Source organism: Prevotella sp. P2-180 (genome assembly GCF_002251435.1).
Classification (GTDB): Bacteria; Bacteroidota; Bacteroidia; order Bacteroidales; family Bacteroidaceae; genus Prevotella.
In genome coordinates this window covers 1-25,629 of record NZ_NPJI01000090.1, presented here as the reverse complement: position 1 = coordinate 25,629, position 25,629 = coordinate 1, and the positions used below count along the sequence as shown (strand labels likewise).

Annotated in this window: 21 protein-coding genes; 11 read left to right on the top strand and 10 right to left on the bottom strand. The window is 43.1% G+C overall.

Annotated elements, in window-relative coordinates; all coding sequences use genetic code 11:
• Window positions 1–67: 67 nt before the first annotated feature.
• Window positions 68–1,681 carry an ATP-binding protein gene (locus CIK98_RS12260; protein ID WP_094384633.1) on the bottom strand — a complete coding sequence of 538 codons (1,614 nt, stop codon included), beginning with the start codon at window positions 1,679–1,681 and terminating at the stop codon, window positions 68–70.
• Window positions 1,682–2,267: 586 nt separating this feature from the next.
• On the opposite strand from CIK98_RS12260, the gene CIK98_RS12255 reads away from it, so the two are divergent.
• Both CIK98_RS12255 and CIK98_RS12250 read left to right on the top strand, forming a co-directional pair.
• Complete coding sequence (locus CIK98_RS12255) at window positions 2,268–2,504, top strand: hypothetical protein (RefSeq protein WP_094384631.1); 237 nt, start codon at window positions 2,268–2,270, stop codon at window positions 2,502–2,504.
• A gap of 21 nt (window positions 2,505–2,525) precedes the next feature.
• The gene (locus tag CIK98_RS12250) at window positions 2,526–2,819 is read left to right on the top strand and encodes a hypothetical protein (protein WP_094384629.1); all 294 of its coding nucleotides are present in this window, start codon (window positions 2,526–2,528) and stop codon (window positions 2,817–2,819) included.
• 172 nt (window positions 2,820–2,991) lie between these two features.
• Here CIK98_RS12250 and CIK98_RS17725 read toward each other — a convergent pair whose 3' ends face one another.
• Together CIK98_RS17725 and CIK98_RS12245 are read right to left on the bottom strand one after the other, a co-directional pair.
• The gene (locus tag CIK98_RS17725) at window positions 2,992–3,153 is read right to left on the bottom strand and encodes a hypothetical protein (RefSeq protein WP_216358977.1); all 162 of its coding nucleotides are present in this window, start codon (window positions 3,151–3,153) and stop codon (window positions 2,992–2,994) included.
• Between the two features lie 37 nt (window positions 3,154–3,190).
• Complete coding sequence (locus CIK98_RS12245) at window positions 3,191–5,014, bottom strand: SLC13 family permease (protein ID WP_094384906.1); 1,824 nt, start codon at window positions 5,012–5,014, stop codon at window positions 3,191–3,193.
• A gap of 156 nt (window positions 5,015–5,170) precedes the next feature.
• Between CIK98_RS12245 and CIK98_RS18265 the strand changes: the two genes are divergently transcribed.
• The 9 genes from CIK98_RS18265 (at window position 5,171) to CIK98_RS18260 (ending at window position 15,209) form a co-directional block, all read left to right on the top strand.
• On the top strand, window positions 5,171–5,314 hold the full coding sequence (locus CIK98_RS18265; RefSeq protein WP_172409936.1) for a hypothetical protein: 144 nt from the start codon (window positions 5,171–5,173) through the stop codon (window positions 5,312–5,314).
• Between the two features lie 144 nt (window positions 5,315–5,458).
• A complete protein-coding gene (locus tag CIK98_RS12240) occupies window positions 5,459–6,745 on the top strand; it encodes a hypothetical protein (RefSeq protein WP_371683271.1) in 1,287 nt (428 codons plus the stop codon).
• A gap of 36 nt (window positions 6,746–6,781) precedes the next feature.
• Window positions 6,782–8,050 carry an imelysin family protein gene (locus CIK98_RS12235; protein ID WP_094384904.1) on the top strand — a complete coding sequence of 423 codons (1,269 nt, stop codon included), beginning with the start codon at window positions 6,782–6,784 and terminating at the stop codon, window positions 8,048–8,050.
• Between the two features lie 5 nt (window positions 8,051–8,055).
• Window positions 8,056–9,723, top strand: coding sequence for a di-heme oxidoredictase family protein (locus CIK98_RS12230; protein ID WP_094384902.1), 1,668 nt, complete (start codon window positions 8,056–8,058; stop codon window positions 9,721–9,723).
• A 13-nt stretch (window positions 9,724–9,736) separates the two neighbouring features.
• On the top strand, window positions 9,737–10,960 hold the full coding sequence (gene ccsA / locus CIK98_RS12225; RefSeq protein ID WP_094384625.1) for a cytochrome c biogenesis protein CcsA: 1,224 nt from the start codon (window positions 9,737–9,739) through the stop codon (window positions 10,958–10,960).
• A 607-nt stretch (window positions 10,961–11,567) separates the two neighbouring features.
• Window positions 11,568–13,886, top strand: coding sequence for a beta-glucosidase BglX (gene bglX / locus CIK98_RS12220; RefSeq protein WP_094384623.1), 2,319 nt, complete (start codon window positions 11,568–11,570; stop codon window positions 13,884–13,886).
• A 173-nt stretch (window positions 13,887–14,059) separates the two neighbouring features.
• Window positions 14,060–14,584 (top strand): NUDIX domain-containing protein, encoded by a 525-nt coding sequence (locus CIK98_RS12215; RefSeq protein WP_371683270.1) that lies wholly within the window; start codon window positions 14,060–14,062, stop codon window positions 14,582–14,584.
• Between the two features lie 189 nt (window positions 14,585–14,773).
• Window positions 14,774–14,974: a hypothetical protein gene (locus tag CIK98_RS12210; protein ID WP_094384621.1), complete on the top strand. Its 201-nt coding sequence runs from the start codon at window positions 14,774–14,776 to the stop codon at window positions 14,972–14,974.
• A gap of 79 nt (window positions 14,975–15,053) precedes the next feature.
• Window positions 15,054–15,209 (top strand): hypothetical protein, encoded by a 156-nt coding sequence (locus tag CIK98_RS18260; protein WP_172409935.1) that lies wholly within the window; start codon window positions 15,054–15,056, stop codon window positions 15,207–15,209.
• Window positions 15,210–15,985: 776 nt separating this feature from the next.
• Here CIK98_RS18260 and CIK98_RS12205 read toward each other — a convergent pair.
• The 7 genes from CIK98_RS12205 to CIK98_RS12175 form a co-directional block, all read right to left on the bottom strand.
• Entirely contained in the window at window positions 15,986–16,603 is a 618-nt protein-coding gene (locus CIK98_RS12205) for an SIR2 family protein (protein WP_094384619.1), read from the bottom strand.
• Between the two features lie 11 nt (window positions 16,604–16,614).
• Window positions 16,615–18,600 (bottom strand): hypothetical protein, encoded by a 1,986-nt coding sequence (locus CIK98_RS12200; RefSeq protein ID WP_094384617.1) that lies wholly within the window; start codon window positions 18,598–18,600, stop codon window positions 16,615–16,617.
• 25 nt (window positions 18,601–18,625) lie between these two features.
• On the bottom strand, window positions 18,626–20,521 hold the full coding sequence (locus CIK98_RS12195; RefSeq protein WP_094384615.1) for a hypothetical protein: 1,896 nt from the start codon (window positions 20,519–20,521) through the stop codon (window positions 18,626–18,628).
• Window positions 20,493–21,089 carry a restriction endonuclease subunit S gene (locus tag CIK98_RS12190; protein ID WP_094384613.1) on the bottom strand — a complete coding sequence of 199 codons (597 nt, stop codon included), beginning with the start codon at window positions 21,087–21,089 and terminating at the stop codon, window positions 20,493–20,495. The genes CIK98_RS12195 and CIK98_RS12190 overlap by 29 nt, the downstream gene beginning before the upstream one ends.
• 20 nt (window positions 21,090–21,109) lie before the next feature.
• Window positions 21,110–21,898, bottom strand: coding sequence for a restriction endonuclease subunit S (locus tag CIK98_RS12185; protein WP_094384612.1), 789 nt, complete (start codon window positions 21,896–21,898; stop codon window positions 21,110–21,112).
• Window positions 21,895–23,916, bottom strand: a complete 2,022-nt coding sequence (locus tag CIK98_RS12180; protein ID WP_094384610.1) for an N-6 DNA methylase — start codon at window positions 23,914–23,916, stop codon at window positions 21,895–21,897. The genes CIK98_RS12185 and CIK98_RS12180 overlap by 4 nt, the downstream gene beginning before the upstream one ends.
• 82 nt (window positions 23,917–23,998) lie before the next feature.
• Window positions 23,999–25,021 carry an ORF6N domain-containing protein gene (locus CIK98_RS12175; protein ID WP_253249722.1) on the bottom strand — a complete coding sequence of 341 codons (1,023 nt, stop codon included), beginning with the start codon at window positions 25,019–25,021 and terminating at the stop codon, window positions 23,999–24,001.
• Window positions 25,022–25,629 lie beyond the last annotated feature (608 nt).

The window sequence follows — 25,629 nt, the reverse complement described above, 5'->3', positions numbered from 1 at the left end:
TAGTAGAGGAAGAACGCTTGCATCACAAGCGCATTGGGAGGTATGGAAAACGGTGAGGCAAAACACATCAAAACTTCTGCTCATTTATTACCTTGCCTTCATTATCTACTGCACGCCAATGCACAATATTTCGAGTCTCTGAGGAAATAGTCACTCCGCATTTTGTTATTGTGCGTCCGTCGGCTTCGTAGGGGATGGCATAGCCCTTGGAGTCTATCTGGGCCAAGGCATTATCTACGGTGTCATCTACTTTCAGTTCGAGGACATAGATGTCGTTCTTGGTCTTGATGACCACATCGGCTCTACCCAGCACACTTTTCACCTCGGTATCTACCTTGCTGTTGAGCAAAGAGAACACAACATACATCAGCAACTTGTAGAACGCCTCCTTTTTCTTCTTCGCCATCCACTCCTTGCGGGTGATGATGTCGTAGGGCAAGGAGGATATGTAGGAGCGGAGCTCAGTAAGTGCCGATGGAAGGTCGCCACGTTTCAGGGCGCGAGCCATGGCAAGAATGGTGGCATTTCTGTCCCAGTCGGAGATATCCATCAGATAGTTTGTCAAGCTATATACTATACCTTGGCGCACCTCGTAGTTGGGGAAATGAAGTACATATACATCGTCCTCCTTATTATAATTATCAATTGTCAAGTAGCCACTCTGATAAAGCATCGGGACAGGTGTTGAAGCGTTTTCGCATGGTACATTAAATTCCTCCAACGACAATTCCACTCCATCGAAGTCGAGAGGGTTGAAGCTTGGGAAATGTTTGAGGTGCTCAATGAGCGATGCCGATGTGCCCGACTCAAACCAGTAGTGTCTTGTAGCCCTGTCGTTGAGCGCATTCAAAAGGCTGTATGGGGCATATACATCCTGACTGTTCTCAGAGAAATGATAACCGTCATAGTTCTTCTTGAGCACGGCGTATGCCTCGTCAGCGCTAATGCCAAGACCTTCGGCATATTCCTCAACGCAAGGACGCAAGGCGGTGTTGAGTTCCTCTTGGGTAATGCCGCACAATCCTGAATATTCGTCAAACATGGAAACTTGCTTCAGGTTGTTCAGCTCCGAGAAGATGCTCATCTGGGAAAACTTCGTTACTCCTGTGATAAAAACAAACTTGAGATATGCTCCCTCATCCTTCAGCACCTGATAAAACTCACGCAGCACCATGCGCATTTCCTCAAGCTGTTCAGTGTCGTAAAGCAATCGCATAACGGGCGCATCGTATTCGTCGAGTATGACAACCACTTGTTCACCTGTCTGCTTTCTTGCATTGTGGATAAGGTCGCGAAAACGGTCGCCGGGAGTTATAGACAGAGGGTCGCGTCCATATATGCTTTCGTAACCACGAATCATTGTTTCCAGTTTGGTCTTCGCCTCGCTCACCTTAAGGTTCTTCAGTCCGCTCATTGTGAAATGCAGCACAGGATATGTCTTCCATTCCTTCTCCAAGTCCATGACCTTCAATCCTTCGAACAGTTCCTTTTGTCCCTGGAAATAAGCCTTGAAGGTGTTGCACAACAACGACTTTCCGAAACGGCGGGGACGGGCAAGGAAGACATACCTATATCGACTGACAAGGTCGAACAATAAGTCTGTCTTGTCAACATATACCAAACCTTGTTCCCTAATCAACATAAACTGGTCGGTATCTACAGGGTACTTGAATCTGCTCATATCATCTGCAATTTATCAAACAAACACTTTTCATGCCGCAAAAATACGAAAAAAAAACTATATTTCCAAGAAAAGGAAGAGAAATATATAGAAGTCCACTTGAAAAAGATGCGTCCACCGTTTCTCCTTTAGGACAGAACGCATGTCAAATGGTTTTCCCCCTTCTTCTGTCACTCCTTCTTAATATTTAACCCATTAGAAATAAGACTATTAATAAATATGGTGATAGAAGTGATAGAAATAAAGAAAAATTATATCATGAGCACGCGCGTGTGAAAGTGTAATAATTGCTAAAGAGATGCTGTCTGTTAAATAGTTGTAAATGTATAAGGATAGTCGTACAGATGTTTGCATAATACCCTGTTTTAATGTATCTTTGCACCGTGTTTGGTTTATATTCCGCACTGCGGAACGTACATTCACCACTGCGGAACGTACATTCACCACTGCGGAACGTACATTCACCACTGCGGAACGTAAAACAAATGCCTGTTCTATGGAAATGTCAACAGGCAATGCGAAATAATTACAACAATATATAATGAGACAATTACAACAGGTATCATAAACTAATAACAACTGGTATATGGTTAAGTACTTACTACAGGAAATGAATGACGTGAGGAATACTGGCAAAAGGGCGGTATATCCGAAGATGGTGATAAACCAGACTCTTGGAACAGAGGAGTTTATCGACGTGCTGCATGATAGTCTGCGTACCACTGCATCCAAGGAATTTGCCAAAATCACTGCTGATTCCACCATGCCTATTGACTACACTGATCAGGCGTCATACAAGAGATGGATAAGGTGCAAGGGATGAGTAAGCAATGTGCATGATTATATGTCAAAGAGTAGAAAAATGCTGTGTCTCTCGTGTGGATATGAGACAGAGGTATATGACGGTCGAGGACTGTTTCAGCAGGAGATAATCCCTATGGAATGTCTTGATTGTCATACTGTGCAAAATATTGTTGTGGGAGGGATAATAGGTGAGGTGGCTCCATCCTTCAACAGTGAGGCAGGACGCTTGTGCCCTAAGTGCAGCAGTGTGAACATCCGCCGGTGGAACCGCCACACCTGCCCGAAATGCGGTGGTGAGATGGTTGCAGAGGGAAAAGACGAGTTTTGGACTTGAAGTATTGCAGACATCATTCATTAGAAAAATTATTCTCTCCACCATGTCCGGTGCTGGTTTCTTGTTTGTCACGTCTTCCTCGCAGCAGTCGGTATCGTGCGAATAATAATCCAATTGTCCCTAAAGTGCTGCGTCATTATTGTTATCAAAGTTAAGAATATGATGAAACGTTTCATTTGCTTATGTCAAGATTCAATCTAACAAACTCTTCTATCTTGTCCCAAGGAATCATATTTTTTGCCTTGCCCTTGCCTTCCAGTTCGGTATAGCCTCCATCGTAGAGGTCGCAATGGCTGGCATTGGGGATGATGAGCAACTCCTTGTTCCCTGGCACAGGATTTGGCTTGCGGACTGCATCATATCCAGTGGCTTTATAAGGGAAATAGGAGAGGAAGGACTATCGTCATGACTATTCCCATTATTATCTGTAAGGGCAAACCCACCTTGACATAGTCGCTGAAGGTGTAGCCTCCGGCTTGCATCACAAGAGCATTGGGAGGCGTGGAAAACGGTGAGGCAAAACACATGCTGGCACCAAGAGTTACCGCAAAGAGGAATGCCAACGGACTTACATTGAGTTCCGTGGCGGCACTCAAGGCTATGGGTGCCATCAGCACAGCCGTTGCGGTGTTGCTGATAAACATTGTCAGCAACGACGTCGTGAAATATATGCCGCAGAGCAGGGCCATCGGTCCTATGCTGCCAAGTGCTGCCACAAGTCCATGGCTTACCATAGCCGAAACACCGGTCTTCTCAAGTGCCGTTGCCATGGGCATCATGGCTGCAATGAGAACAATACTCTCCCAGTTGATGGTCTTGTAAGCGGCATCAACACTTCGGAAACAACCTGACACTACCATCAGCAAACCAGCGGCAATGACTGCCGTGACAGGGGCGACAGGAATGAAATCGAACACCATTACGGCAATCATGGCAAGCATGATTATTGCTGCCAGCGGCGCTTTGTATGTAAGGGTGACGCGCTCCGCCATTTCCTTCGGTTGTCCTATCAGCAGCCAGTCTTCCTCCTCGGAGTCAATCTTCGATATGTTCTCCCACTGACCTTGTATTAGCAGTGTGTCGCCAGCTTTCAGCTTCACCTCGGGCAGGTTCTCTGTTATATATTCGTGGCTCCGCTTCACACCGAGAACATTTATTTGATATTGTTCGCGCAGCCGCGACTGCCGCAGCAACTGGCCAACAAGGCGCGACTCCGGCATTACCACAATCTCCGCAATGCCAATGTCGTAGAAGTCGATGGTGTTGGTGTTCTGTTTTATCAGACATGCATCAGAGGCAAAGCGTTCTATCTCATCCTTGGGTCCTTGCAGATACAGGATGTCGGCTGCGGCAATGACACTCTCTTGTGTGGGCAACGACTGCGTTATGTTTCTTATCAACCCACGATGACGCAATGTCTCGTTGCGTATTTCCATGATAGAAATATTGTGTTCTGCACGAAGGTTTAGCTCTGCTATCGACTTTCCCACGATGCTGCTTCTTCCATCCACTCGGTAAGCCTCCACATTGTTGTCCAGCCGATATTCCTCCACGAGTTTTTCCAACGATTTCTCACTCTTCTTCCCTTCTTCCACCCCTGTCTTCACAAGCAACTTGCTGAGTGGCAGCATCACTGCTATGCCCACGGCAAGACAGATAATGCCGACGGGGAAAAACGAGAAGAAGGAAAGACCGTCGTAGCCTGCCTCTCGCAGTGCCTCGTCTATCACGAGGTTAGGCGGTGTACCGATGAGTGTCAGCATTCCGCCCATACTGCTTGCGAACGCCAATGGCATAAGCAGCCTTGACGGACTCTTCTTGCTCTCCATTGCCATCGACACGATTATTGGCATCATGAGAGCCACGGTCCCCGTATTGCTGACAAAAGCGCCGATGAGAGCCGTTACAACCACCACAAGCAAAAACATAGCAGTATCGTTGCTGCCTGCCAGTTGCATAATCCTATGGCTCGCTGCCTTGGCAAGTCCTGTCTGCAGTATGGCTCCACCCACTACAAACAATCCTACCATCATTACAACCACTGGATTTGAGAATCCCGACAATGCTTCCGCAGGTGACAATATTCCGCAAAGTATAAGAATCGTCAGTGCGCAGAGCGCAACAATATCGGCCCTTATCTTGCCTATTATGAACATTGCTACTGTAGCTAAAAGAACAAGAATGGTTATTATCATATTTTCTATTGTTTTGGTGTGGAACATGTGTTTTCTGATGGCAAATATACAAAAATAATATTGGATATGCAAAGAATTTAAGAGCAATTTTATTTTCGAAGATAAAATAGAGACAAACGTGGCATTCCTATAGTTAATAATGATTAATATTACAGTTTGTTAATAAAACAATGCAAGGTTGAACGGCCTAATGCCTTGGGCTATCCTGGCAACTACGACAGCAAGCTCGACAGCTTCTATGACTGGTACACCCAAAACAAGATGGAGAATATCCTTATATCGACCCTCACTAATAGGTAATCAGCCGAAATGCAGGTTGTGTAACATACTTAGTATTAAGTAGTTTTGACCGTAGATTACCTCGTTTTAGGTATTGTGGGGTAAGTGGAATCATCATACCTTTGCAGCCGAAAACAATAATTTTGGCTTATGAAAAAGAACAAGATGATAATTACGGCGGCAATGACTGCCATGGCGATGATGCCTTGTGATGCTGATGCCCAACTGAAGGTGGGAGGATATGGCGAGGTGGCACTTACCCGAAATTTCTATAGCGACAACGTGTATCGCTACAGCGACCCGAAGAAGTATGCCAACGACCCGAGTCATGGACGCTTCGATATACCACATGCCGTTATTTATCTGAGTTATGACTTCGGTAAAGGATGGATTATGTCGTCGGAGATTGAATTTGAGCATACCGGTACGGGATGCGCCCAAGAGAAGGAATTCTCTGAGGGTGGAGAATGGGAACAGGAGATAGAGAAAGGCGGAGAGGTGGAACTCGAACAGTTTTGGATTCAGAAGACTTTCTGCAAGGAATTGAATGTGAGGGCTGGACATATCATCGTTCCTGTCGGTCTACTCAATGCCCACCACGAACCACTTAACTTCTTCACCGTTTATCGCCCAGAGGGTGAGGGTACTATCCTTCCTTCTACATGGCACGACACCGGAATCAGCCTATGGGGTAAAATGGGTGACTTCCGCTATGAGGCGATGGTGGTGGCAGGACTCGACGCCTTTCTGTTCAACCGCGAAAACTGGGTGCAGAACGGAGCCGGCTCGTCGGCTGAGTTTAAGGTGGCAAACAAATATGGCTTTGCAGCCCGTGTGGATAACTACACCATTCCCGGAGTGCGCATCGGTGTGAGTGGCTATTATGGTAAGGCGATGCACAACTCCTTTCCCCACGACCTTGAGGGCGACAAATATAATTCGGCTGGAGAATATGAGGGAGAAAAGCAATATAATAATATAAAAGGTGTGGTGGCGATAGGTGCCGCAGACTTTACCCTCGACCGCAACAACTGGATAGTGCGTGGCAATATCGACTATGGATATGTGGGCGATGCCGCCACGATAAGCAGTATCAAGCGCAATCTCACTGCCAATAATGCTCCATACAAGAAGACTCCCGTTGGCAAAAACGCCTTGGCATACGGTGTTGAGGCTGGCTACAACGTGTTTTCGCAGATTGACAGGATGAAAAAGGACAAACAGAAATTCTATGTCTTCGGGCGATATGAATATTATAATTCCTATATCCCTTCTGCCGAACAGCAGCAGTATGAATATACAGCAAAGAAGCGTATTGCGCTGGGTTTCAATTGGATGCCTGTGCCGCAGGTGGCGGTGAAGGCTGAATATTCCAAGCGTTTCCTCAAGAGTCAGTATAACGACGAACCGTCGGTGTCGATAGGAGTGGCTTATCAGGGATTCTTTTTATAAATGAATAATGAAGTCAAATTAAAAATAATTATAAGGATGAATAATGTTTTGCAAAAGATGGGAATGATGATGGCAATGAGTGCCATTATCGCCCTTGGCGCATCATGTAGTGATGACAACAACGAGAATCAGAGTGGCGACAATGCCCTCAGTGTGAATGAACAGAAGATGGAGGCCATTGCCTCGCAGTATGTCACGAATACCATATACCAGACATACGGAGCCATCGCAGATGCCACTAATCAGCTGTATGAGAGTCTTGCCGATGTCACTGAAAGGTTTAAATCCAATCCACAAAATGTCAGTCAAGGTGATATTGATAATATATGCAGCATATTCCTTGAGGCTCGCGAGGAATGGGAAAAGAGCGAGGCGTTCCTTTATGGAGCAGCTACTGACTTCGGTATCGACCCGCATATAGACACTTGGCCCTTGGATGCCGACGGACTTGCCACTGCTCTGAAGAATGCCGACCAGGTGGCTAAGCTCGAAGGGGAGGATGGTATTGCTTATGCAGGAGGCAAACTCGGACAGGAACTGCTTGGATTCCATGGCATTGAGTTTATCATCTTCCGTGATGGAGCCAACCGCAAGATTGCCGATCTGAGAGCCGAGGAGACTAATGAGGCGTTCACTAAGATTGGAGCCCACGTCACCGGACTACAGGAACTCATCTACGCTACTGCCGTTGCCGGCGACCTGCGCGACCGTTGCTTCCAGATGGAGGTGGCATGGAATGCCGGTGCTCCTCAGAGTCACATTGATAGGGTAGAGGAGGTGGAACTTCCTTTCACCGTGAATGGAGGTTCGAAGTCGTACGGCGAGAATATGCTTGCCGCAGGAAAGGCTGGCAGCACTTACGCCTCATGGCAGGAAGTGATGGTGACTATCTTGCAGGCTGGATGCGAGAATATCGCTAATGAGGTGGCAAACACCAAGATTGGCAATCCATATTCAGGCGAGGATGTCAACTATATAGAGTCGCCCTACAGCCATAAGTCGTTTGTGGATTTCCGCGATAACATACTCAGTATCGAGAACACACTCTATGGAGGAAGAAATGGCGACGGGCGAGACACGTCGAAGAGTATTATCCAGTATATGAAGGACAATTCCTATCCGTCTCTTTCCTCTCTTGAGACTGCTGTGACAGAAGCTATTGCCGCACTTGAGAAATGTCAGTCGACACTTGGTAGCTTTGTGGAGAATGTCAACAATCCCCTTGTTGGTGAGGCACAGAAAAAGGTGCAGACTCTCGACGATGAACTCGTCAAGGCTGCCGGATGGTTTGCAACGCAGAAATAATGATTATGAAAAGATTATTTTTTATAGCAATGATTGGGCTGACTGTAGCATCGTGTAGCGACAGCAACGATGTGGCAGAAGAAGAAAGCGGACAGGGTTCCGCTTTCGAGGCCGACTATATTGGTAAGGCAGTGGGTAATTTCTCTGCTGATGAATGGTATCCCGGTGGTTTGCTCGGCACTACGGATAATGTGACAGCCGGATGTTATGAGGATGAGGCTCCCGCCGTTACCCAACAGGGACTTGACGCGGAGTTCAACCTCGGCGAAACATTCTTCGAGCGCAACTTCAACTCAGCTACAGCTCCGTTCAACGGACTCGGTCCAGCATCGCTCCGTCGTTCTTGCATCGACTGCCATCCTGGCTATGGACACGGTAAGCGACAGACGAGCTATAAGTCGCAGTTTGGCAATGGCTATCTGCTTGCCATCTATCATCCGGTGGATGGACAGAACAGCAACGATGGTCCGTATATATCCGAGGTGACTGGTATGCCGCAGACACAGGCATCCTATCCCTTCCTGCCGCCACTTGACGAAGACCAGATAAGAATCTCGTGGCATGAGGTGACTGCAATGGAGAGCGGTTTGCCAATGGAATTTGAGGACGGTGAGAAATACTCGCTCATCTATCCTGAGGTGTATATCCCCACCACGGCATTCAATACCAAACCGCAACCGGAGAATATTGCCGTGCGACTGGAATCGACCATTGGTATTATGGGGACAGGTCTTCTCGACGCCATCACCGAGGACGACCTGAGGGAGCAGTATCGCCAGGAGGCGAAATATGTGGAACTCAATCCCTCGATGTGGGACAAGGATGCCAATGACTTCGCCTCTACGGCATGGTACACCCTCGCCGACGGACAAAAGGCTGTGAAGCGTTTCACCTATGCCCTCACCCGTGCCTCTCTGCAGGATGGTGCCGGAGCTAATGCCATCTGGAACATCACCAACGTGACACGCAGCGACCGGCCGAAACTCTATACCACCACGGCATGGGCCGACAAGATGGCCGAGACTCCTTCGGTGATTGAGGCTATCAAGAACGACCCTCTGTCGCCTTATTTTGCTGACGGCACGGATGATGGCATTGCCGATGCAGTGCGCAACTTGCTCAGTCCTGCCACCAACCAGTTTGACAATCCGTGGTATCGCTTCGAGGCCGAGATGAGCGACTACAACTACTATGCCTTCCTTGTATGGCATCGCGGACTGTCTATTCCCCGTGCCCGCAACCTCCAAGACCCAGTGGTACAACAGGGCAAGAAGGTGTTCAAGGAGATAGGATGTGCCACCTGCCATCGCCCTTCGTGGACAACCGGCGAGGACAATTACTGGGCTCCCGCCATCGTCGGAAGTCGCCCATTGCCCAAATATCCCAAACAGACCATATATCCATATTCCGACATGATACAGCATAAGCTTGCCATGAAGAATGACATACATGGTTCGTGGTGCCGCACCACTCCATTGTGGGGACGGGGACTCTCGCTTGTGAACACCGGAGCGGAAGACCGACTTCACGACTGCCGTGCGCGCAACGAGATAGAGGCCATCATGTGGCATGGATACAGCAAAGACAGTCAGGCATATGAGTCAACAGTGAAGTTCTATCATCTTAGCAAGTCCGACCGTGATGCTGTGGTGAAGTTCCTTAGGTCGATATGATTTTAATGAATAAATGAAATTTTTTTTAGCCATACTTTATACCGCAATTGTGGTGCTCTTAGGAGCTGCCACGATTGTCGGTGAATATTTTGGAACAGATTTTGCGCGGGAAGAATGTTATGCTGCCGCATGGATGGTTTTTCTATGGTTTTTTCTTGTCTTTTTAGGAATACTGTTTGTCGTACGCAGTCGTGTGCGACGAATCTCCTTTTTCCTTCTCCATGTCTCGTTTGTAATCATTCTTCTCGGCGCATTCCTCACTCATATTTTCGGAGTGCAGGGCTCGATACATCTGCGCAAGGGCAGTTTTGCCTGTCGCTTCATGCCTTCTGCTTCCAGCGCTGAGGTAGCAGGGCAGACATTGCCTTTTGCCGTGCGTCTTGATGATTTCTCGGTGGAACTATATTCCGAAACCGGTAATGTTGCCGACTATAAATCCACAATCACCATTGCCGACATATCCTCGCATGATGTCATCCTCCAGGAAGAAGTGGCGATGAACAAGATTGTGGTTTGCCGCAACTGGCGGTTCTATCAGTGGTCATACGATGACGACGGAATGGGAGCCACGCTCATCGTCAATCATGATCCATGGGGCATCACCGTCACATATATCGGTTATTTTCTCCTGTTTATAAGCATCTCGTGGGAGGCTTTCCGTGGTTGCCGCCATATCCTGGGACGCAAGCGCAGGGAGGGAGGTTTCACCTCGTTTGAGCGTGCGATACTTGTGATTGCCATATCGCTCAGTTCTTTGATTATTCTTTTCGGCTTGTGGTTCTTCATCACCCAGATGACAGATACCAATCCTTGGATAGCCGACATGCAACCTATTCTCAACTCGCCTTTCCTCAGTTTGCATGTGGCGATAGTGTCTGTGGCTTATCTGTTGTTGCTCCTTGCCTTTATAGTCTCCATTCCCGGCATCATAACGGGCCGTTATCTCCTTCTCTCGCGCCTTATGCTCTATCCCTCGGTGGCATGTCTTGCCATAGGCATCTTTGTGGGAGCGATATGGGCAAATCTGTCGTGGGGTGAGTATTGGAGTTGGGATCCCAAGGAGTCGTGGGCATTGGTGTCGATGATGGTTTATGCCGTGGCACTTCACGAGCGTAGTATTCCCTGGCTTCGCTCTGCCCGCCACTATCATCTCTTCATAGCCCTGTCCTTCCTTGTTCTCCTCATGACCTGTTTCGGTGTTAACATGCTTCTCCGCGGTTTACATTCCTACGCATAACGGGTCAGAGGGACAGCCCTGTATGATTTCGGTCTTACATAAAGTAAAGCCCCAACAGCAATGGGCTTTTGCGCCGCCCGAAGCCTTTAATCTTTAATCTTTAAAATCTTTAATCTTTTAATCTTTAATTTTTTAATCTTTTAATTTTTTCATATTCCTCCCCAGAACGCGCAGCCGCGCCCTCGGCGCATAAACACTCGCAATTATATTGCGTCAAACACTCGCAACTCTGTTGCGTAGGCAATTCACGAGCAACCCCTTGCGGGCGAGAGCTTGTTTGCGAGTACAGGCCCAGCCGGCCAGGCTTTAAGTCCTTTCCCTCCTGAGGAGGGAGAGGATTTAGGAGAGAGAGGTGGAGCCCCTCTTCAGGGTAAGAGGGGACGGGGGAGTTTTCGAAAGTATAAGAATCCGATTGGTACAGGGGACAGGTCACTGTCCCGCAGGAATAGTCAAAAATATAATCTCAAATGTTTAAAAAAAATTGAGGATGCAGGACACTGACCTGTCCCCTGTTCCGACGAAATGAAATAATTTCGTAACAAAAACGACATAAGGTTTGGTTTTCACGATTATTTTCCGTACTTTTGCACTCAGTAAAACTATAAGTATGAAGAAAACGTTATTATTAGTAGTGGCAATATTGGCTGGTACTTCAGCGTTTGCCCAAAAGAAACCGATGAATGAGTTTATCGACGAACTGATGGCGAAGATGACTCTTGAGGAGAAAATCGGTCAGCTCAACCTCCTGCCGGGTAACGACATTACCACAGGAGCTGTAATAAACAGTCCGTTGGCGCAGCTCACCGAAGAGGGAAAGCTTGGAGCCATACTCAATGTAAAGGGACAGGACAAGGTAAAGGAATTGCAGCGCATTGCCGTAAAGAAGAGTAGATTGGGTATTCCATTGCTCGTGGGGCAGGATGTTATCCATGGCTATCAGACGGTATTTCCCATTCCTCTTGCACAGGCTTGTTCTTGGGACATCAAGGCGATAGAAAACGGAGCCCGCATTGCCGCCAAGGAAGCCACTGCACAGGGTATCAACTGGGTGTATAGCCCTATGGTTGACATCGCCATCGACCCTCGCTGGGGACGTGTGGCGGAGGGAGCTGGAGAAGACCCGTACCTGGGCTGTTGCATCGGAGAGGCGATGGTGAGGGGATTCCAAGGCAACTACGGCAAGGAGAACGTGATGGCATGCGTGAAGCATTTCGCCCTCTATGGAGCTGCCGAAGCTGGTCGCGACTACAACACGGTGGACATGAGTCGCGTGAGGATGTACAACCAGTATCTCGCTCCTTACAAGGCTGCAGCCGAGGCTGGTGCCGGTTCTTTTATGTCGTCGTTCAATGTCGTTGATGGCATTCCCGTCACTTGCAACAAGTGGTTGCTCACCGACCTGCTGCGCAAGGAATGGAATTATGATGGTTTTGTGGTCACCGACTATGGTTCCATCAACGAGGCTGTAGTTCATGGCATAGGCGACCAGTCGGTCACTTCCGAACGTGCGTTGAAAGCAGGAACAGATATGGATATGTGTTCAAATGCCTTTATCTCACAACTGGAGGGACTGCTGAAGGCGGGCAGGATATCTCAGGCGGACATTGACAATGCTTGCCGACGCGTGCTTGAAGCCAAATATAAGCTCGGACTTTTTGAGGATCCTTATCGCTTTTGCGAACCGAAACGTCTGGAGACCGACATCTACAACGATGAGCACAGGAAGGCTGCAAGGGAAATGGCTGCCAAGACTTTCGTACTTCTTAAAAATGAAGAATGTAGAATGAAGAGTGAAGAAACATCGTTCGGCGGCCGAAGGGAAAGCCAATGGGCTGCGCCGGTTCTTCCTCTGAAAAAGCAGGGAAAGATTGCCCTTATCGGACCCCTTGCCGACAACCGCTCAAATATGGTGGGATGCTGGTCAACGGGTGACATCCCCGAACGTTATTCCACGCTTAAGGAGGCTATGGAGCGTGCTGTGGGCGACAAGGCCCAGGTGCTGTTTGCCCAAGGCTGCAACATCTATGCCGACGAGAAGACACAGGAGGGCGCAACATTCGGCAGACCGATAGACCGTGTGGACGACGCCAAGGCAAGGGCTGAGGCATTGCGCATTGCCGAGGAGGCTGACGTGATAGTTTGTGCCATGGGCGAGATGGCGGAGATGAGCGGTGAGAGCTCTTCGCGTGCCGACCTTTCTTTGCCTTGCGTACAGAAGGAACTCCTGAAGGACCTTGTGGCAACGGGTAAACCTGTGGTGCTGCTCAACTTCTCCGGTCGCCCAACCGTGATGTCGTGGGAGGCAGAAAATGTGCCTGCCATTCTAAATGTATGGTTTGGCGGTTCGGAAACGGGCGATGCCATCTGCGATGTTATCTTCGGCGAGAAGTCGCCTTCGGGTCATCTTACCATGACCATGCCAAAGGCTCTCGGACAGATACCTATTTATTATAATCATCTGAACACAGGTCGCCCGGTGCCTGAGGGTGCGAAAGAGTATCGCAAATTTCAGAGCAACTATATCGATGTGCGCAACGACCCACTCTATCCTTTCGGATTCGGACTCAGTTACACCACGTTTGAATATGGCAAACCGCGACTGAGCGGCACGACGATGAATGTTGGCGGCAAACTCAGCCTCACTGTCAATGTGAAGAACACCGGTAAGTATGACGCCGACGAGGTGGTTCAGCTTTACATCCGCGACTTGGCTGCTTCCATCAGTCGTCCTGTCAAGGAGTTGAAGGGCTTTGAGCGCATCTCCCTGAAGGCAGGCGAAAGCCGCGACGTTACTTTCGACATCGACACCGACATGCTTAAGTTCTCCAACAGCGACCTGCAGTTTGTGGCAGAGCCCGGCGACTTCGAGGTGATGGTAGGCGGCAATAGCCGAGACGTACAGAGTTTGAAATTCACGTTGCAATAATACACTATGCGTTGTTTGTTAACCCCGCATCCAGCCCTGTATGATTTCGGTCTTACATAAAGTAAAGCCCCAACAGCAATGGGCTTTTGCGCCGCCCGAAGCCTTTAATCTTTGAAATCTTTAATTTTTTAATCTTTAATTTTTTAATTTTTAATCTTTTAATCTTTATTATTATGGATAATAAACAAGAGATATTTCCTTTAGTTGATGAAGAGGGAACGGTGATTGGTTCTGCCACACGTGGCGAATGTCATAGTGGCAGCAAGCTGCTTCATCCCGTGGTTCATCTGCATGTGTTCAACTCCCAAGGGCAAGTGTATTTGCAGCGGCGTCCCGACTGGAAGGACATCCAACCGGGCAAGTGGGACACTGCCGTGGGCGGACATATCGACTATGGCGAGAATCCCACTGATGCTCTGCGTCGCGAAGTGCGTGAGGAACTCGGCATTACCGACTTCACTCCCCGCAGCCTGGGCAAGTATGTGTTTGAAAGCAAGAAGGAGCGCGAACTCGTGTATGTCAACACCACTATCTACGACGGTGTTATCTCCCCATCCACAGAAGAACTTGCCGGTGGTCGTTTCTGGACTATCGACGAGATACGCGCTGCCCTCGGTAAAGATATATTAACACCAAATTTCGAGAGCGAGTTCACCCGTTTCTTCCTCGGGTCATCGGGTCAGGGGACAGGTACCTGACCAGGTTGACCCGGTTCAAAATTGGTGGACAACGGCAAAATTATTATCTTTACAGCCGTAAACCTCTAAAATTCAACATGATGAAGCATTTGGCGTTTAAAGGAAAAATATATGATGATATGCTCAATTGGATAAACGAGCAGAAGGGAGAAACGGCTCTTCTTGTTGAAGTATATTGAAACAAGAAGTTTGGCAGAAGTTGACAGGGTAAAAAGAAATATCATTGCGCTTTATGGTGATGATTTCCGTAAGCTGGATACTACGGGCAAGGCGGGCGCATTGTTTAATGCAATCCCGGTGCAGTTGAGCAAGAACGGTTCACGATATCAAGTCGGTAGTGTGCTCAAAGGCGAAAAGCCCGGGCGAGAGTTGATACCATATCCGAGATGAATGATTCTTTTGCCGTAAATGTTGCTTACCATTGCGATGACCCGAATATAGGGATGGCTCTAAGCTCAAACCGATAGAAGTGAAATCTTCCAACTACAAGTCGCATGTGTCTATCGACCGTTTTTGCATGAAATATTCCAATAGAGTGGAAAGGAAATACATCGTATATACCAAGGATTTTAAGAAAGAGGGTAATACGTTGTATATTCCTGTATATATGACGATGTTCCTGTGAGAGTCAGCGGGTCAGAGGGCCAGGTCCCTGACCCTTGTTTTGGTGCAGAATTGCCTGTTGAAGGTACAGGGGACAGGTCACTGTCCCGACCCGAAGCCTTTAATCTTTAAAATCTTTAATTTTTTAATCTTTAATTTTTCGTGGTACAGGGGTCAGGCCACTGTCCCGCAGGAATATTCAAAAATATAATCTCAAATGTTTAAAAAAATATTGAGGATGCGGGACACTGACATGTCCGTGTGCCACGAGGTGCACATCTATATATAAAGGGTTGGCTACCTTCCATATAAGATGTAGCCGTAACTGCCAATGAGATGAGAGAAGGTCTCTCGGTGTCGGTGTGCAGGCACAGGCATCAAACCCTCTGCAAGCTGCTGCAGTCGTAAACGTTGCGGTGGTGAGCGTTGCAGAGAGGTACGTATTACTGAGCTGAAGCAAGTGAACCATTCGATGAGGTGTCGTTAATCTTGGTTCAAGTCATGTCAAAAGTCAGTGTCGGACAGTTCTGGCGACAAGCAATGCAATAACCTGTCTATGGCATTGTGGCATGCGGCATAGAGGTGGCAGGACAGTAATGTTGAAGTGTCTGTAATGGACATGGAGCGAAGGGGGCGACGCACTCAAGCAACTGGAATTATACAACTCTTAAACAAAGAGGAGGATATGATGAAAGAAGCATATGCACAAAGCATAGAGTGTGAAGAGCCGTGTGAGGGGAGACTTTCACGCACGGTTCTGTGAGAGGGTGAGGGTGAAACTCCCTCGCTCTACTCGACCTATGACCCTACTTTATCTTTCCTTTTGGCAAATACATATTCTCCTATTATGTATTTCTTTATTTGTCCAATATAACTGCAATAATGATAATACCCCAACATTATACTCCCAATATTAGAAAGTTCTCCATGAATTCTCCAAAGATATTTTTTATCAGGATTATTTATATAACTTTTTTTCCTGTGAATACTAAATGTGTTCTCTGATTTGTCACGTTCTGAAAGATCTTCTGAATAACTCATGCTTTGTAGAGCTCCGTCTGCGACATAGTCATAATTAGTAGTGATATAATGTTCTACATTTAATCGTAACAATTCATCAAACAAATCATTACTTTTGTATGCCTTCATTTGATTTGCTATCTTCTGTTTAATTAACACTTCGTTTTGTGTACGAACAGTTAGTATCTTATGGTCTGATGATACTAATATATCCCCATCACTAGTTCGTATTTTTGCTTTTGTTTCAAAAGGTACTGACAAAACTTTTCCCTCGTATTGAAGAGTATTTGGAACTTTACAATTGTCATTACTATCATCAATAACGTGTACGAGATTTTCCCAACTAACTACATCGTTAAGACGATTAAAACCATTTCCGTATAGTATTGTATTCATATCTTAGCGTTTTAATACATTGTGTTATTAATTGCATGGATAACCAATGCTCTCCTTGCTAACCATAAGTCATCTTCTATCTTCAATAGCAAAATGGCAAGCAATTTGAGAAAAGTTATGTATGCTATAGAATGTTCATTTTCATCACTCACAGGAGGGGTACTTCCATGCATATAATGATTCCGGTATGCCATACCATTAGTAAATTTTCTGTTGTCAAGATAATAGCTGAAGTAATCTCTTTCCGGCTTGCTTAACAAGTGATTATCTTTCACAAGCCATCCCTTTGCAAGCATCTCATCAAGAACTTGCCGTTCTTCATCATTGTAATGCCAATATGAGCATACTCCATATTCCCACAATGACCTCAACACCTTAATAGTTGATTGATTAACAATATAAAGGCATCCATCAGGATTAACCCCAATAATGCCCTGTTGTGTAAGGAAATCCAAATGACTCTTTTGGAATTCTGCATAATTCGAATAAAGAACATTTGTCTCATTCTCAAGTAGTTCTATCAAAGAATGATAATTCTTCTCTTTAAATGGATCAACATGAGATAGTATAGAATTTCCAGAACCTATTATCTCCCATAGTACACCCTGTATCTCGTTATTCCCTTCTGCAATTTCATAATATTTATTAGCCAATAAACTATGACCTTCTTCAACCTTTATAGGCTTTGATAATCTTATTAAATCTTTGTCTATTTCATCTTCATCCACAAATGTATTGTACTGATGTACAACAGCATCTAGTTCTGGGCATAATACGCGACATTTGTTTAATGCGGAATCTTCCACATTTGGCAAATTTATAGGCAAACCAGGGTAATCATATTCCTTCCTTAAATGAAACTCATAAAACTGTTTAAGTTCCTTTTCAAAAGAACTGCCATTCTTTTTCAATACCTCTTCATATGCATATAGTTGGTACAATGATAACCTATTTTTATGATCAAACTTCATATAAGAAGGATAAGAATCTCGTCCTTTATCGATTAACAAAGATTCCATTGTGTCAACCTCTGTTCTCTTATTTATCAAATTTACCAGGAAGTGTACGTTTAACCAATTAAAAAGTGAAATGCAATTTACAACACGTCTTGTATTGTCACATTCTCTTATGTATGGAATACTATAGGTATATGTAGGGGCTCCCTTCTCGTTTATCTTAAGTACTACAGGTGCAATCCCTTCTTCATCTATGAATTGGACGCCAATAGACCAATGCGTTGTCACCGTCCTTGGATCATTCAAAAGGTCTTCGTTAAGTTTCTTTTCCAACCTTTCGGCAAGAAGCCTTGTTTTGGGAGAAAGTCTTATTTGATTCTTATCATCTTTTATTTGAGTTATTAAGCGTACATAGTTTACATTAGGGTCATCACTCTGCAAATAATTTATAAGTATCTGCTCTTTATCATCAATAGTAAGGTTTGATGGAAGATGCATATCTGTATCTCTATGCGAATCCCTTTTAGCGACATACTTATCAAGGATAATATGAGCACTATTTACATTATTCAAAAGTACTTCGCGTATCACATTTTTGAATTTTTCAACGATACCTTTACACTTTAAAACTTCGCGTAAATAATTATTGTTTTTGGAGACTATCTCACATAAAGTTTCTGGCTCTATTAATCGGTATAACTTGTATGCATCTATTATTTCCCCAAAAGTCTTTTTGTATGTCCACTCCAATAATTCGAATTCGCTTTTTATTATTGTGGGGTTAATACCGTTAAAGAAGTTAGCTATTATAGCATTATATCCATTTGTAGATGACTTCAGTTTCTCATATTCAGCATCAGTCCATTCCTGCAACCTATAGCCTTCTTCAAATATGCGCTTGATATGCCATAATTCAATAATGCCTTCTAAGTCTGTAGGTACACCTTCCTTTGACACTTCTTGGATTCGCTTTCCAGCCATCTTTATGTGGTGCCCTACAAACAAATCATCTTTTGAAAGATAGCATACTCGATCTTGCATTGCTTCGAATAATTAAGATTTCAAATCAAACTCCATAATGTTTTTCCAAACGTTTCACTAAGCCTTCTACAAGTTGGTCATACTCCTTGAATCGCAATTGTGACAAATTACGCAGATTAAAACCCACAAATTTATCTACATCTTTGTTCTCCTTATTGTGGTCGGTATTTTCTTTATACAAAAGAACAATATTGGGTATCATATTGTGTGATTCTGCAATGCCCATAGCATATCCGATTTCATGATAAACATTAATGTTAGCACTACTTAAATCTGCAATAATTAAACCACACGATCTGATAGCATCCCTAATACGATCAGGAATTGAAAACACATTAGATTCTACACTCCTATCAATTCGAATAGGTGTTGCCCTCAGATTAATATCCTTATGTTTAGAATTGAATAGTTCTATTGCCCTGACAATCTTTTCAAAAATAAGTTCGCTCTGAGAATCACCAAATTGCATAGAAATAAATATTTCATTCTTTTTCGCTTGGTGAATCTGGTCAAACATTTTTATCAGGTTTCGAGAAGCATCTTTAGACAAATCGTCGGGCTCTGTAATTTTGTTTATCCCATTTTGCTTAGACCACTCTATAAACGAGTTTAATTGCTCTATGTCCAACAATGAGTAATAGACCAATGCGCACAAATATGATATATTGCCATAATTGTGTTCCCCTAATTCTTTATAAACAGAGGTTAATGTTGTCAAAGATGACAATATTGCATTTTTATTGTTACAATTATCAATGTATCTTTTCAAAGAGTCCGCTTTATACTTGAGATGATACAGCTCCTGAATTTGCATCTCGTAATTATTTTTAGACATATTCAGGTTGATTTTTATGTCTTCGTATTCTCGAAGTGCAGACTTATATTGACTCATCTCCTTGAAATTGGAATTTTCTATTTCAAGTTTTTCAATATCCAATTTCTTTTTTTCGAATTCTTTCTCAAACTTGTCTATTTCTTTCTTTAGATTGACAATCTGGTTGTCTAACTCCTCACTTTTATCTTGTGTCTCATTTAAACTTTTATCGGTTTCCTTTTTCTGTGAAAGAAGTAGTTGTACAATACGAAGGCATGCTGTTCTAAAATAGGAATTCTCGGCTTGAGATTCAGCTTTCAGCCAAGGAATGGAATTAAACATACCGTTTTTTACTTCTTTTATCAAATCCATTGTTAATGGGTATTCTTCTCCCATTTTCTCATAGTCATCAAATGTCTGAAGCTCAGATATAATCTTCAAACTGGCTTCTTCTCGTAATGGTAATGCCTTGAAATTAATGTCATGGAAAATGCGTGCTTCAAAATTATCCGCAGAATTTGCATCATTAGCATCTGACATAATTACAGTAAATGGAACTATCTTTTCAGCTATCTTGGCTTTTTCAAGACGAGCTTGGTGATCTAACCATCCTTTTATTTTGCTTTCATCCGTTTCGTCTTTTATAGCGTCTCTATTTGTCACCAATTGATGCCACCACTCAATATCAGAGCTGAAAGGTTCAAGTCTGTGATTCCCATCAACACGCACAAGTTTATCCTCTTCTGCTGGTTTCTTTAGTTCCAAATATGCATGACGAGCTCTATCTCTACCAATAGGAAGCCTTTCACTTAAAACACGCAATCCTTTCACATAGATACTATCTTCTGCGCTGACATCTTTATCATCACCAATACTTTTAATTAGTCCTTCATAATCTTTTACTCTGCAAGCCAGTGTTATTTCAGGAAAGTAGGACTTAATTTCCGACAAGTACTTGACAATGTCAATTTTGTGTTGATTATCAGCATTTCTTTGATATGAATCGGGCTTCTTCGAAATGTCTGCAAGTTCCCCTATTGGAGCATATCCACGAAGAACCACATATCCACTAAACGCACTATATATTATTCCTTCTAACTTTGCCATAATTATATCCTATTATCATTTTTTCTATTTTTTGTTTTGCTTCTTCTAACAAGGCATTTCCTTCTTTCTGAAGTTGTTTTGCCTTGTATTTCATATTGTACACAGTATCAACAATTTCCTTTTGTATAGAAAAATCCGGGTGTGGAACCATTATGGATTTCAAATATTGACTTGACACCCTTTGTTGTCCTGCAGAACCTCCAAAAGAACTTTGAGCTGCTTTCAAAAGTCTTTTATGACGTAATACAATATAAATATAATCAATAAGAGTATTATTGCTCTTTGGACGCATTACATAGTATTCTGTCGAGCCACATCCCAAACCATTTTTAAGATGTCTTGCAATGGCAGATTTTCCATTTTGCATGCATGGAGTTATTTTGGCCCAAAGCAAATCGTTTTCTTCAAATCTTGTATATCCTTTCGTTTGTGATATGGTTGTTTCTCTCGTTTCTGATATCATTCCATATGCTTCATCAATACATTCCATTGGGACGAATGAAATCGGCATGTCTGCATCATAATTGTTAAACCTAATCGTAGGGTCAATATTTACAAGAGATACCAATTTTTCATTCGCATATTTTGTTACACCATTTCAAATTTATCTGTATAAAAGGAGACGTCTAGTCTTTGCCCTATTATCGTGGATATCTTTTTGGTTAGCGGCTGCTTATTTTCCTCTCTATTTATGTTCTCATCAATATATAATGTCTTCAATAAATATTTATCTATACCATTTAACAATTGTTTTGCTTCAAATTCTTTTTGTATTTTTGTCCTTATGGCATCTTGATAAACCCTGATTACCTTTTGCTGAACACTAAGAGAAGGAATCACAGGAATTTGTATCTTACTAATTCTGTCTAACCCTATTTTAGGGATTGTCGTTTGAATTCTATTTTGTTCAATTTGTTTCTGAACAAAACTACAATTTAATAGTATTGAAACATAATCTGATAGGACTTCACTATTTTTAGGAAGTAACATAGCGCAATTCTCTGTAAGGATAACATGCTTCCCTTCAGGAATGTTCTTTATGAGAAAGACACGTCCAATTGTTCCCGCGATAGAGAATACTATTTGATTTTTTTTTATCTCGTATCTTTTAAGTTTATTGTACAATTCTTCGCTGATGCACTTTAGATCATCATAGTTAATATTTTCAAAGTCAGCAATGTCAGACAATCGTAAATATAAATAATTGGTTTTTTCTAAAGCAAAAGACATTCCTTTTGGGATACGCTTTCCACCTTTGACATCCACATATCTTGAAAGAGGAACGAAATTATTAATTCCCCCATTGTCCTTATGGTATGTAACGTCCATTCGTTGTGAACTAAGGACCTCCGATATATGTACTTTTATTCTATTCATAACACCTTAGATATGAAATCCTTAATCTGTTGAGCCACCTCGGGTAGTTCACTACCTTCAATATCCTTTCCTGTTGCATCATAACCAACATTTTCAACCTCCAGCATCAACACTTCATAATCTTGAGAATAGTTGAAAACATATTCTTTGTATAAATTCAACATCCGTTCTGCACGTTGATCTTTGTCGAGTCCTTTTTCTTTGCGAACCTGAACTTTAATATCTGCCAGAGTTTGCTCAAACCTCTTTGTTAATTCTTTCGGATGTTTCTTAAGGAACAAAATAGAAGATTTCACACCCGCCTTTACATGTGAGAAGGTATGTTGAGGCAAAGACACAACAGCCAATATCCTAAAATGTTCAATAAGCCAATCACGTACATATTGGCTTGTGGAATTGGTTAAGATGCCATCAGGAATCACAATTGCCAAATAACCGTTTTCTTCATTTAGATACTTATAGCATCGTTCTAAAAACAATACCTCAGTACTTTGCGATGTACGCCACTTATTTTTATTATCGTTGTCAATAATTCGATCTTTTATCTCTGTGATACCGAGATTCTTTTCAAACAATTCGTATTCTTTATAATAACTGACTTCGTCTGCTTTTACAGAAGAGCCAAACGGTGGATTAGTCATTATCAAATCAAATGTGCCATCTTGGAAGTTTAGATTTCTGTTTTCTATTTCTATGGTCTTATTGTTTTTTAAACCATCATTTGTAATAATATTAGTATGACCATCATCATGAATAATCATATTCATCTTAGCCACACGGGAAATTTGCTCATTGATCTCAATTCCATAAAGATGCTTTTCTGCAAACTCATGCCAATAACTCTTCCATGAAGCGCTTCCAATTTCATCATCATAGATATTATCGGCTTCATCCCGTACATCTTTCAATGCATGTAATAGGAATCCGCCACTGCCACAGGAAGTGTCAAGAACCTTCCAATCTTTATTAATTCCTATAGACTTCACTATAAAGTCCACAATAGAATCAGGTGTAAAGAATTGCCCAAAGTCACCACGGAAGAACTCACCCATGAATTTCTGAAAAGCCAATCCTTTCGAATCTAAATCTGTCTTAGACAAATTAATGTCTTGTAAATATTGGACAACGGTATAAATCTTATGCTTATCAAGTTTGATGTCATCCTTGAATACCTCTGGGTCTTTTTTTCTTCCTTGTTCATAAAGTAGACGGACTCGTTTCTCTAGTTCTGTCTTTGCTTTAATATTATGCTTATCATCATGATCTTCTGGATATGATATTATCTGAAAAGCAAAAGGCTCTCCTTTTGACTTCGGGTCATTTTCTTTCCATTTCTCATCCCATATTTTGCAGAAAATTAGTTTATCCAATTCATCAAAAGCAGTTGTTGGAGCTAGTGCACCACCGCCCCACAATGCATCATGCGCAGATTTGAATTTCTGCATTAGTTCTGCTTTTGTTCCTGGCTGAGGTTCTCTTCCACCTTTTACATATTTGAATCTGCCAACCTTTCCATCTTTCCTAGGAATATCAGAGATACTTATCCTTTCAACAGGGAATAGCTCAACTATCTCAAAATACTCATTTCTGATACCAGATGTTACCCAAACATATTTACCAGCAAGAGCATGGGCATAGGTATATGCTTGATCAACAGCAATCTGAAATTGGCGTTCGTTAATATCTTCTTTCTTACACTCAACAACAATCAATATCTTTTTGTTATTATCATTGTAAACGATAATATCAGCTTCCTTGGTAGACGAACCTTCTTGAACCGATTCATTTACAGAAATGTTCAGAGGCGAATAATTATACTCAATAATTAACCTCAAAAAGGCTGTTGCCTGCACAAATTCTTCAGGATTCTGCAACTTTCGTTTTGCCCCATTTTTGCAATGATACTCAATATAGGTTATATCACCCTTCTCTGAGATGGATATATAGTTGCTTTTCTGTCCCTCTACAAATAGTGAAGATGACAGTAATTCCTTTATTTCTTCTTTTGTCTTTGCCATAATTCTTTGTCTTTTCTAAAATATGTACAATTGCTATAAGACTACAACATCTTCGTTTTATATAATCTATTACTACATATCTTTATTTCACCATCTCTAAGATTGTCTCAGGCAATGTTGATAATTCCGTGACTGCACATAGTCCTGCACCAATATCTTTTACGCTGGTACCAAGGAGATATGCCTTATTGTCGATAATCAAGAAGCGGTCGTGATTTCTGTGGGGCAATTGTACAAACGTAATCTCTGGATATTGTTCATTGTGTTTCTTTAAGTCTGTCTGGAATTGCTCACTGTAGCGCGTATGGATTGTGGCTAGTACGCCATCTGCACGCTTTGTTAGTAATGACAAAACACGATCATCCACATAATTGTCTATTAACACAATCCTTTGTTGAGCACTTCGCACCAGGTCTGAAATATAAGACCAGGCATCCCAGACGCATCCCGTCTGGAAAATCTGCTCGGGTATGACCTTGGGAGAAAAATTCTCTATTTTTTCGATGATAGCATTGATTTTCTCGTCCGTTTCCAGTTGATGTTGCTCAATGTTGAAAATGCGCTTAATTACCTGAGCATTATTATTCACTAACTGTGGGATGGCTGTGAAAACACGCATAATTTTGACATTGACACCAACTGCAGTCTGTGACCTCAGCACGCTACTAAGCATGGCAACTCCATTGCGAGTGAAAGCATAAGGAAGTTTTCTTGTTCCACCCCATTTTGATATCGCAATTTGCGACTTCAAGTTCTTGTTGCCCTGACTATCGGTAATATTTGACATCGCAAATTGCGATTTAAAAAAATCAAATTCCTCTTTGGTCAACTGAAACATGAAGTCGTCAGGGAATCGTTCTATGTTACGTTTTACCTGCTCATTCAGACGACGTGTTTCTACCCCATATAGAAAAGCCAAATCTGAGTCAAGCATCACTTGCTGTCCTCTGATAAGTCGAATCATTGACTTGATGCTAACGCTTTCAGGACTGCTTTGTGCAACCGACGTTATCACCTCGTCATGGTTTTGGGTTACTTCATTAAGGATGTCGCATTTTGCGATAACCTCAGGTTCACCTTTATCAGTAGCTATCTTCTTTGCCATATTGCTCTCAACGGATTATGTCTTTTATTGGCTACATAATTACAAAAAATATCTTGTATAACCTTTGGTTATATCGAAAAATTGCCTTTCGATGGCTTACTTTTATGATTTTTTGTGCAAATGATGTGTTCGTAAGCCTATTTTTGTGTTCAAAATTATCCTTATGTTTTTATACGAAAAATGAAAAAATACTATGAGTATTGTATTAGAAGGAAAGTGAACTGCCATCTGTCCAGTGCAATATGGAGTAGGATTATTATATTTCTACTTTACATCTATAAATAGAGTATTTGAAACACGTTGTATTCATAATTTAAAAGTTTGCTTGAATCACAGTGATGGGTTTATCGACCCGAAAGAGTGAACCAAGGTGCCTGTCCGTGTGCCACGAGGCGCACATCTATATATAAAGGGTTGGCTACCTTCCATATAAGATGTAGCCGTAACTACCAATGAGATGAGAGAAGGTCTCTCGGTGTCAGTGTGCAGGCACTGGCATCAAACCCTCTGCAAGCTGCTGCAGTCGGAAACGTTGCGGTGGTGAGCGTTGCAGAGAGGTACGTATTACTGAGCTGAACGCAAGTGAACCATTCGATGAGGTGTCGTTA

Coding starts and splice junctions, on each gene's coding strand:
- CIK98_RS12260 (WP_094384633.1), bottom strand. CDS start 1,681: ATGAGCAGATTCAAGTACCCTGTAGATACCGACCAGTTTATGTTGATT.
- CIK98_RS12255 (WP_094384631.1), top strand. CDS start 2,268: ATGGTTAAGTACTTACTACAGGAAATGAATGACGTGAGGAATACTGGC.
- CIK98_RS12250 (WP_094384629.1), top strand. CDS start 2,526: ATGTCAAAGAGTAGAAAAATGCTGTGTCTCTCGTGTGGATATGAGACA.
- CIK98_RS12245 (WP_094384906.1), bottom strand. CDS start 5,014: ATGATAATAACCATTCTTGTTCTTTTAGCTACAGTAGCAATGTTCATA.
- CIK98_RS12240 (WP_371683271.1), top strand. CDS start 5,459: ATGATAATTACGGCGGCAATGACTGCCATGGCGATGATGCCTTGTGAT.
- CIK98_RS12235 (WP_094384904.1), top strand. CDS start 6,782: ATGAATAATGTTTTGCAAAAGATGGGAATGATGATGGCAATGAGTGCC.
- CIK98_RS12230 (WP_094384902.1), top strand. CDS start 8,056: ATGAAAAGATTATTTTTTATAGCAATGATTGGGCTGACTGTAGCATCG.
- ccsA (WP_094384625.1), top strand. CDS start 9,737: ATGAAATTTTTTTTAGCCATACTTTATACCGCAATTGTGGTGCTCTTA.
- bglX (WP_094384623.1), top strand. CDS start 11,568: ATGAAGAAAACGTTATTATTAGTAGTGGCAATATTGGCTGGTACTTCA.
- CIK98_RS12215 (WP_371683270.1), top strand. CDS start 14,060: ATGGATAATAAACAAGAGATATTTCCTTTAGTTGATGAAGAGGGAACG.
- CIK98_RS12205 (WP_094384619.1), bottom strand. CDS start 16,603: ATGAATACAATACTATACGGAAATGGTTTTAATCGTCTTAACGATGTA.
- CIK98_RS12200 (WP_094384617.1), bottom strand. CDS start 18,600: ATGCAAGATCGAGTATGCTATCTTTCAAAAGATGATTTGTTTGTAGGG.
- CIK98_RS12195 (WP_094384615.1), bottom strand. CDS start 20,521: ATGGCAAAGTTAGAAGGAATAATATATAGTGCGTTTAGTGGATATGTG.
- CIK98_RS12185 (WP_094384612.1), bottom strand. CDS start 21,898: ATGAATAGAATAAAAGTACATATATCGGAGGTCCTTAGTTCACAACGA.
- CIK98_RS12180 (WP_094384610.1), bottom strand. CDS start 23,916: ATGGCAAAGACAAAAGAAGAAATAAAGGAATTACTGTCATCTTCACTA.
- CIK98_RS12175 (WP_253249722.1), bottom strand. CDS start 25,021: ATGGCAAAGAAGATAGCTACTGATAAAGGTGAACCTGAGGTTATCGCA.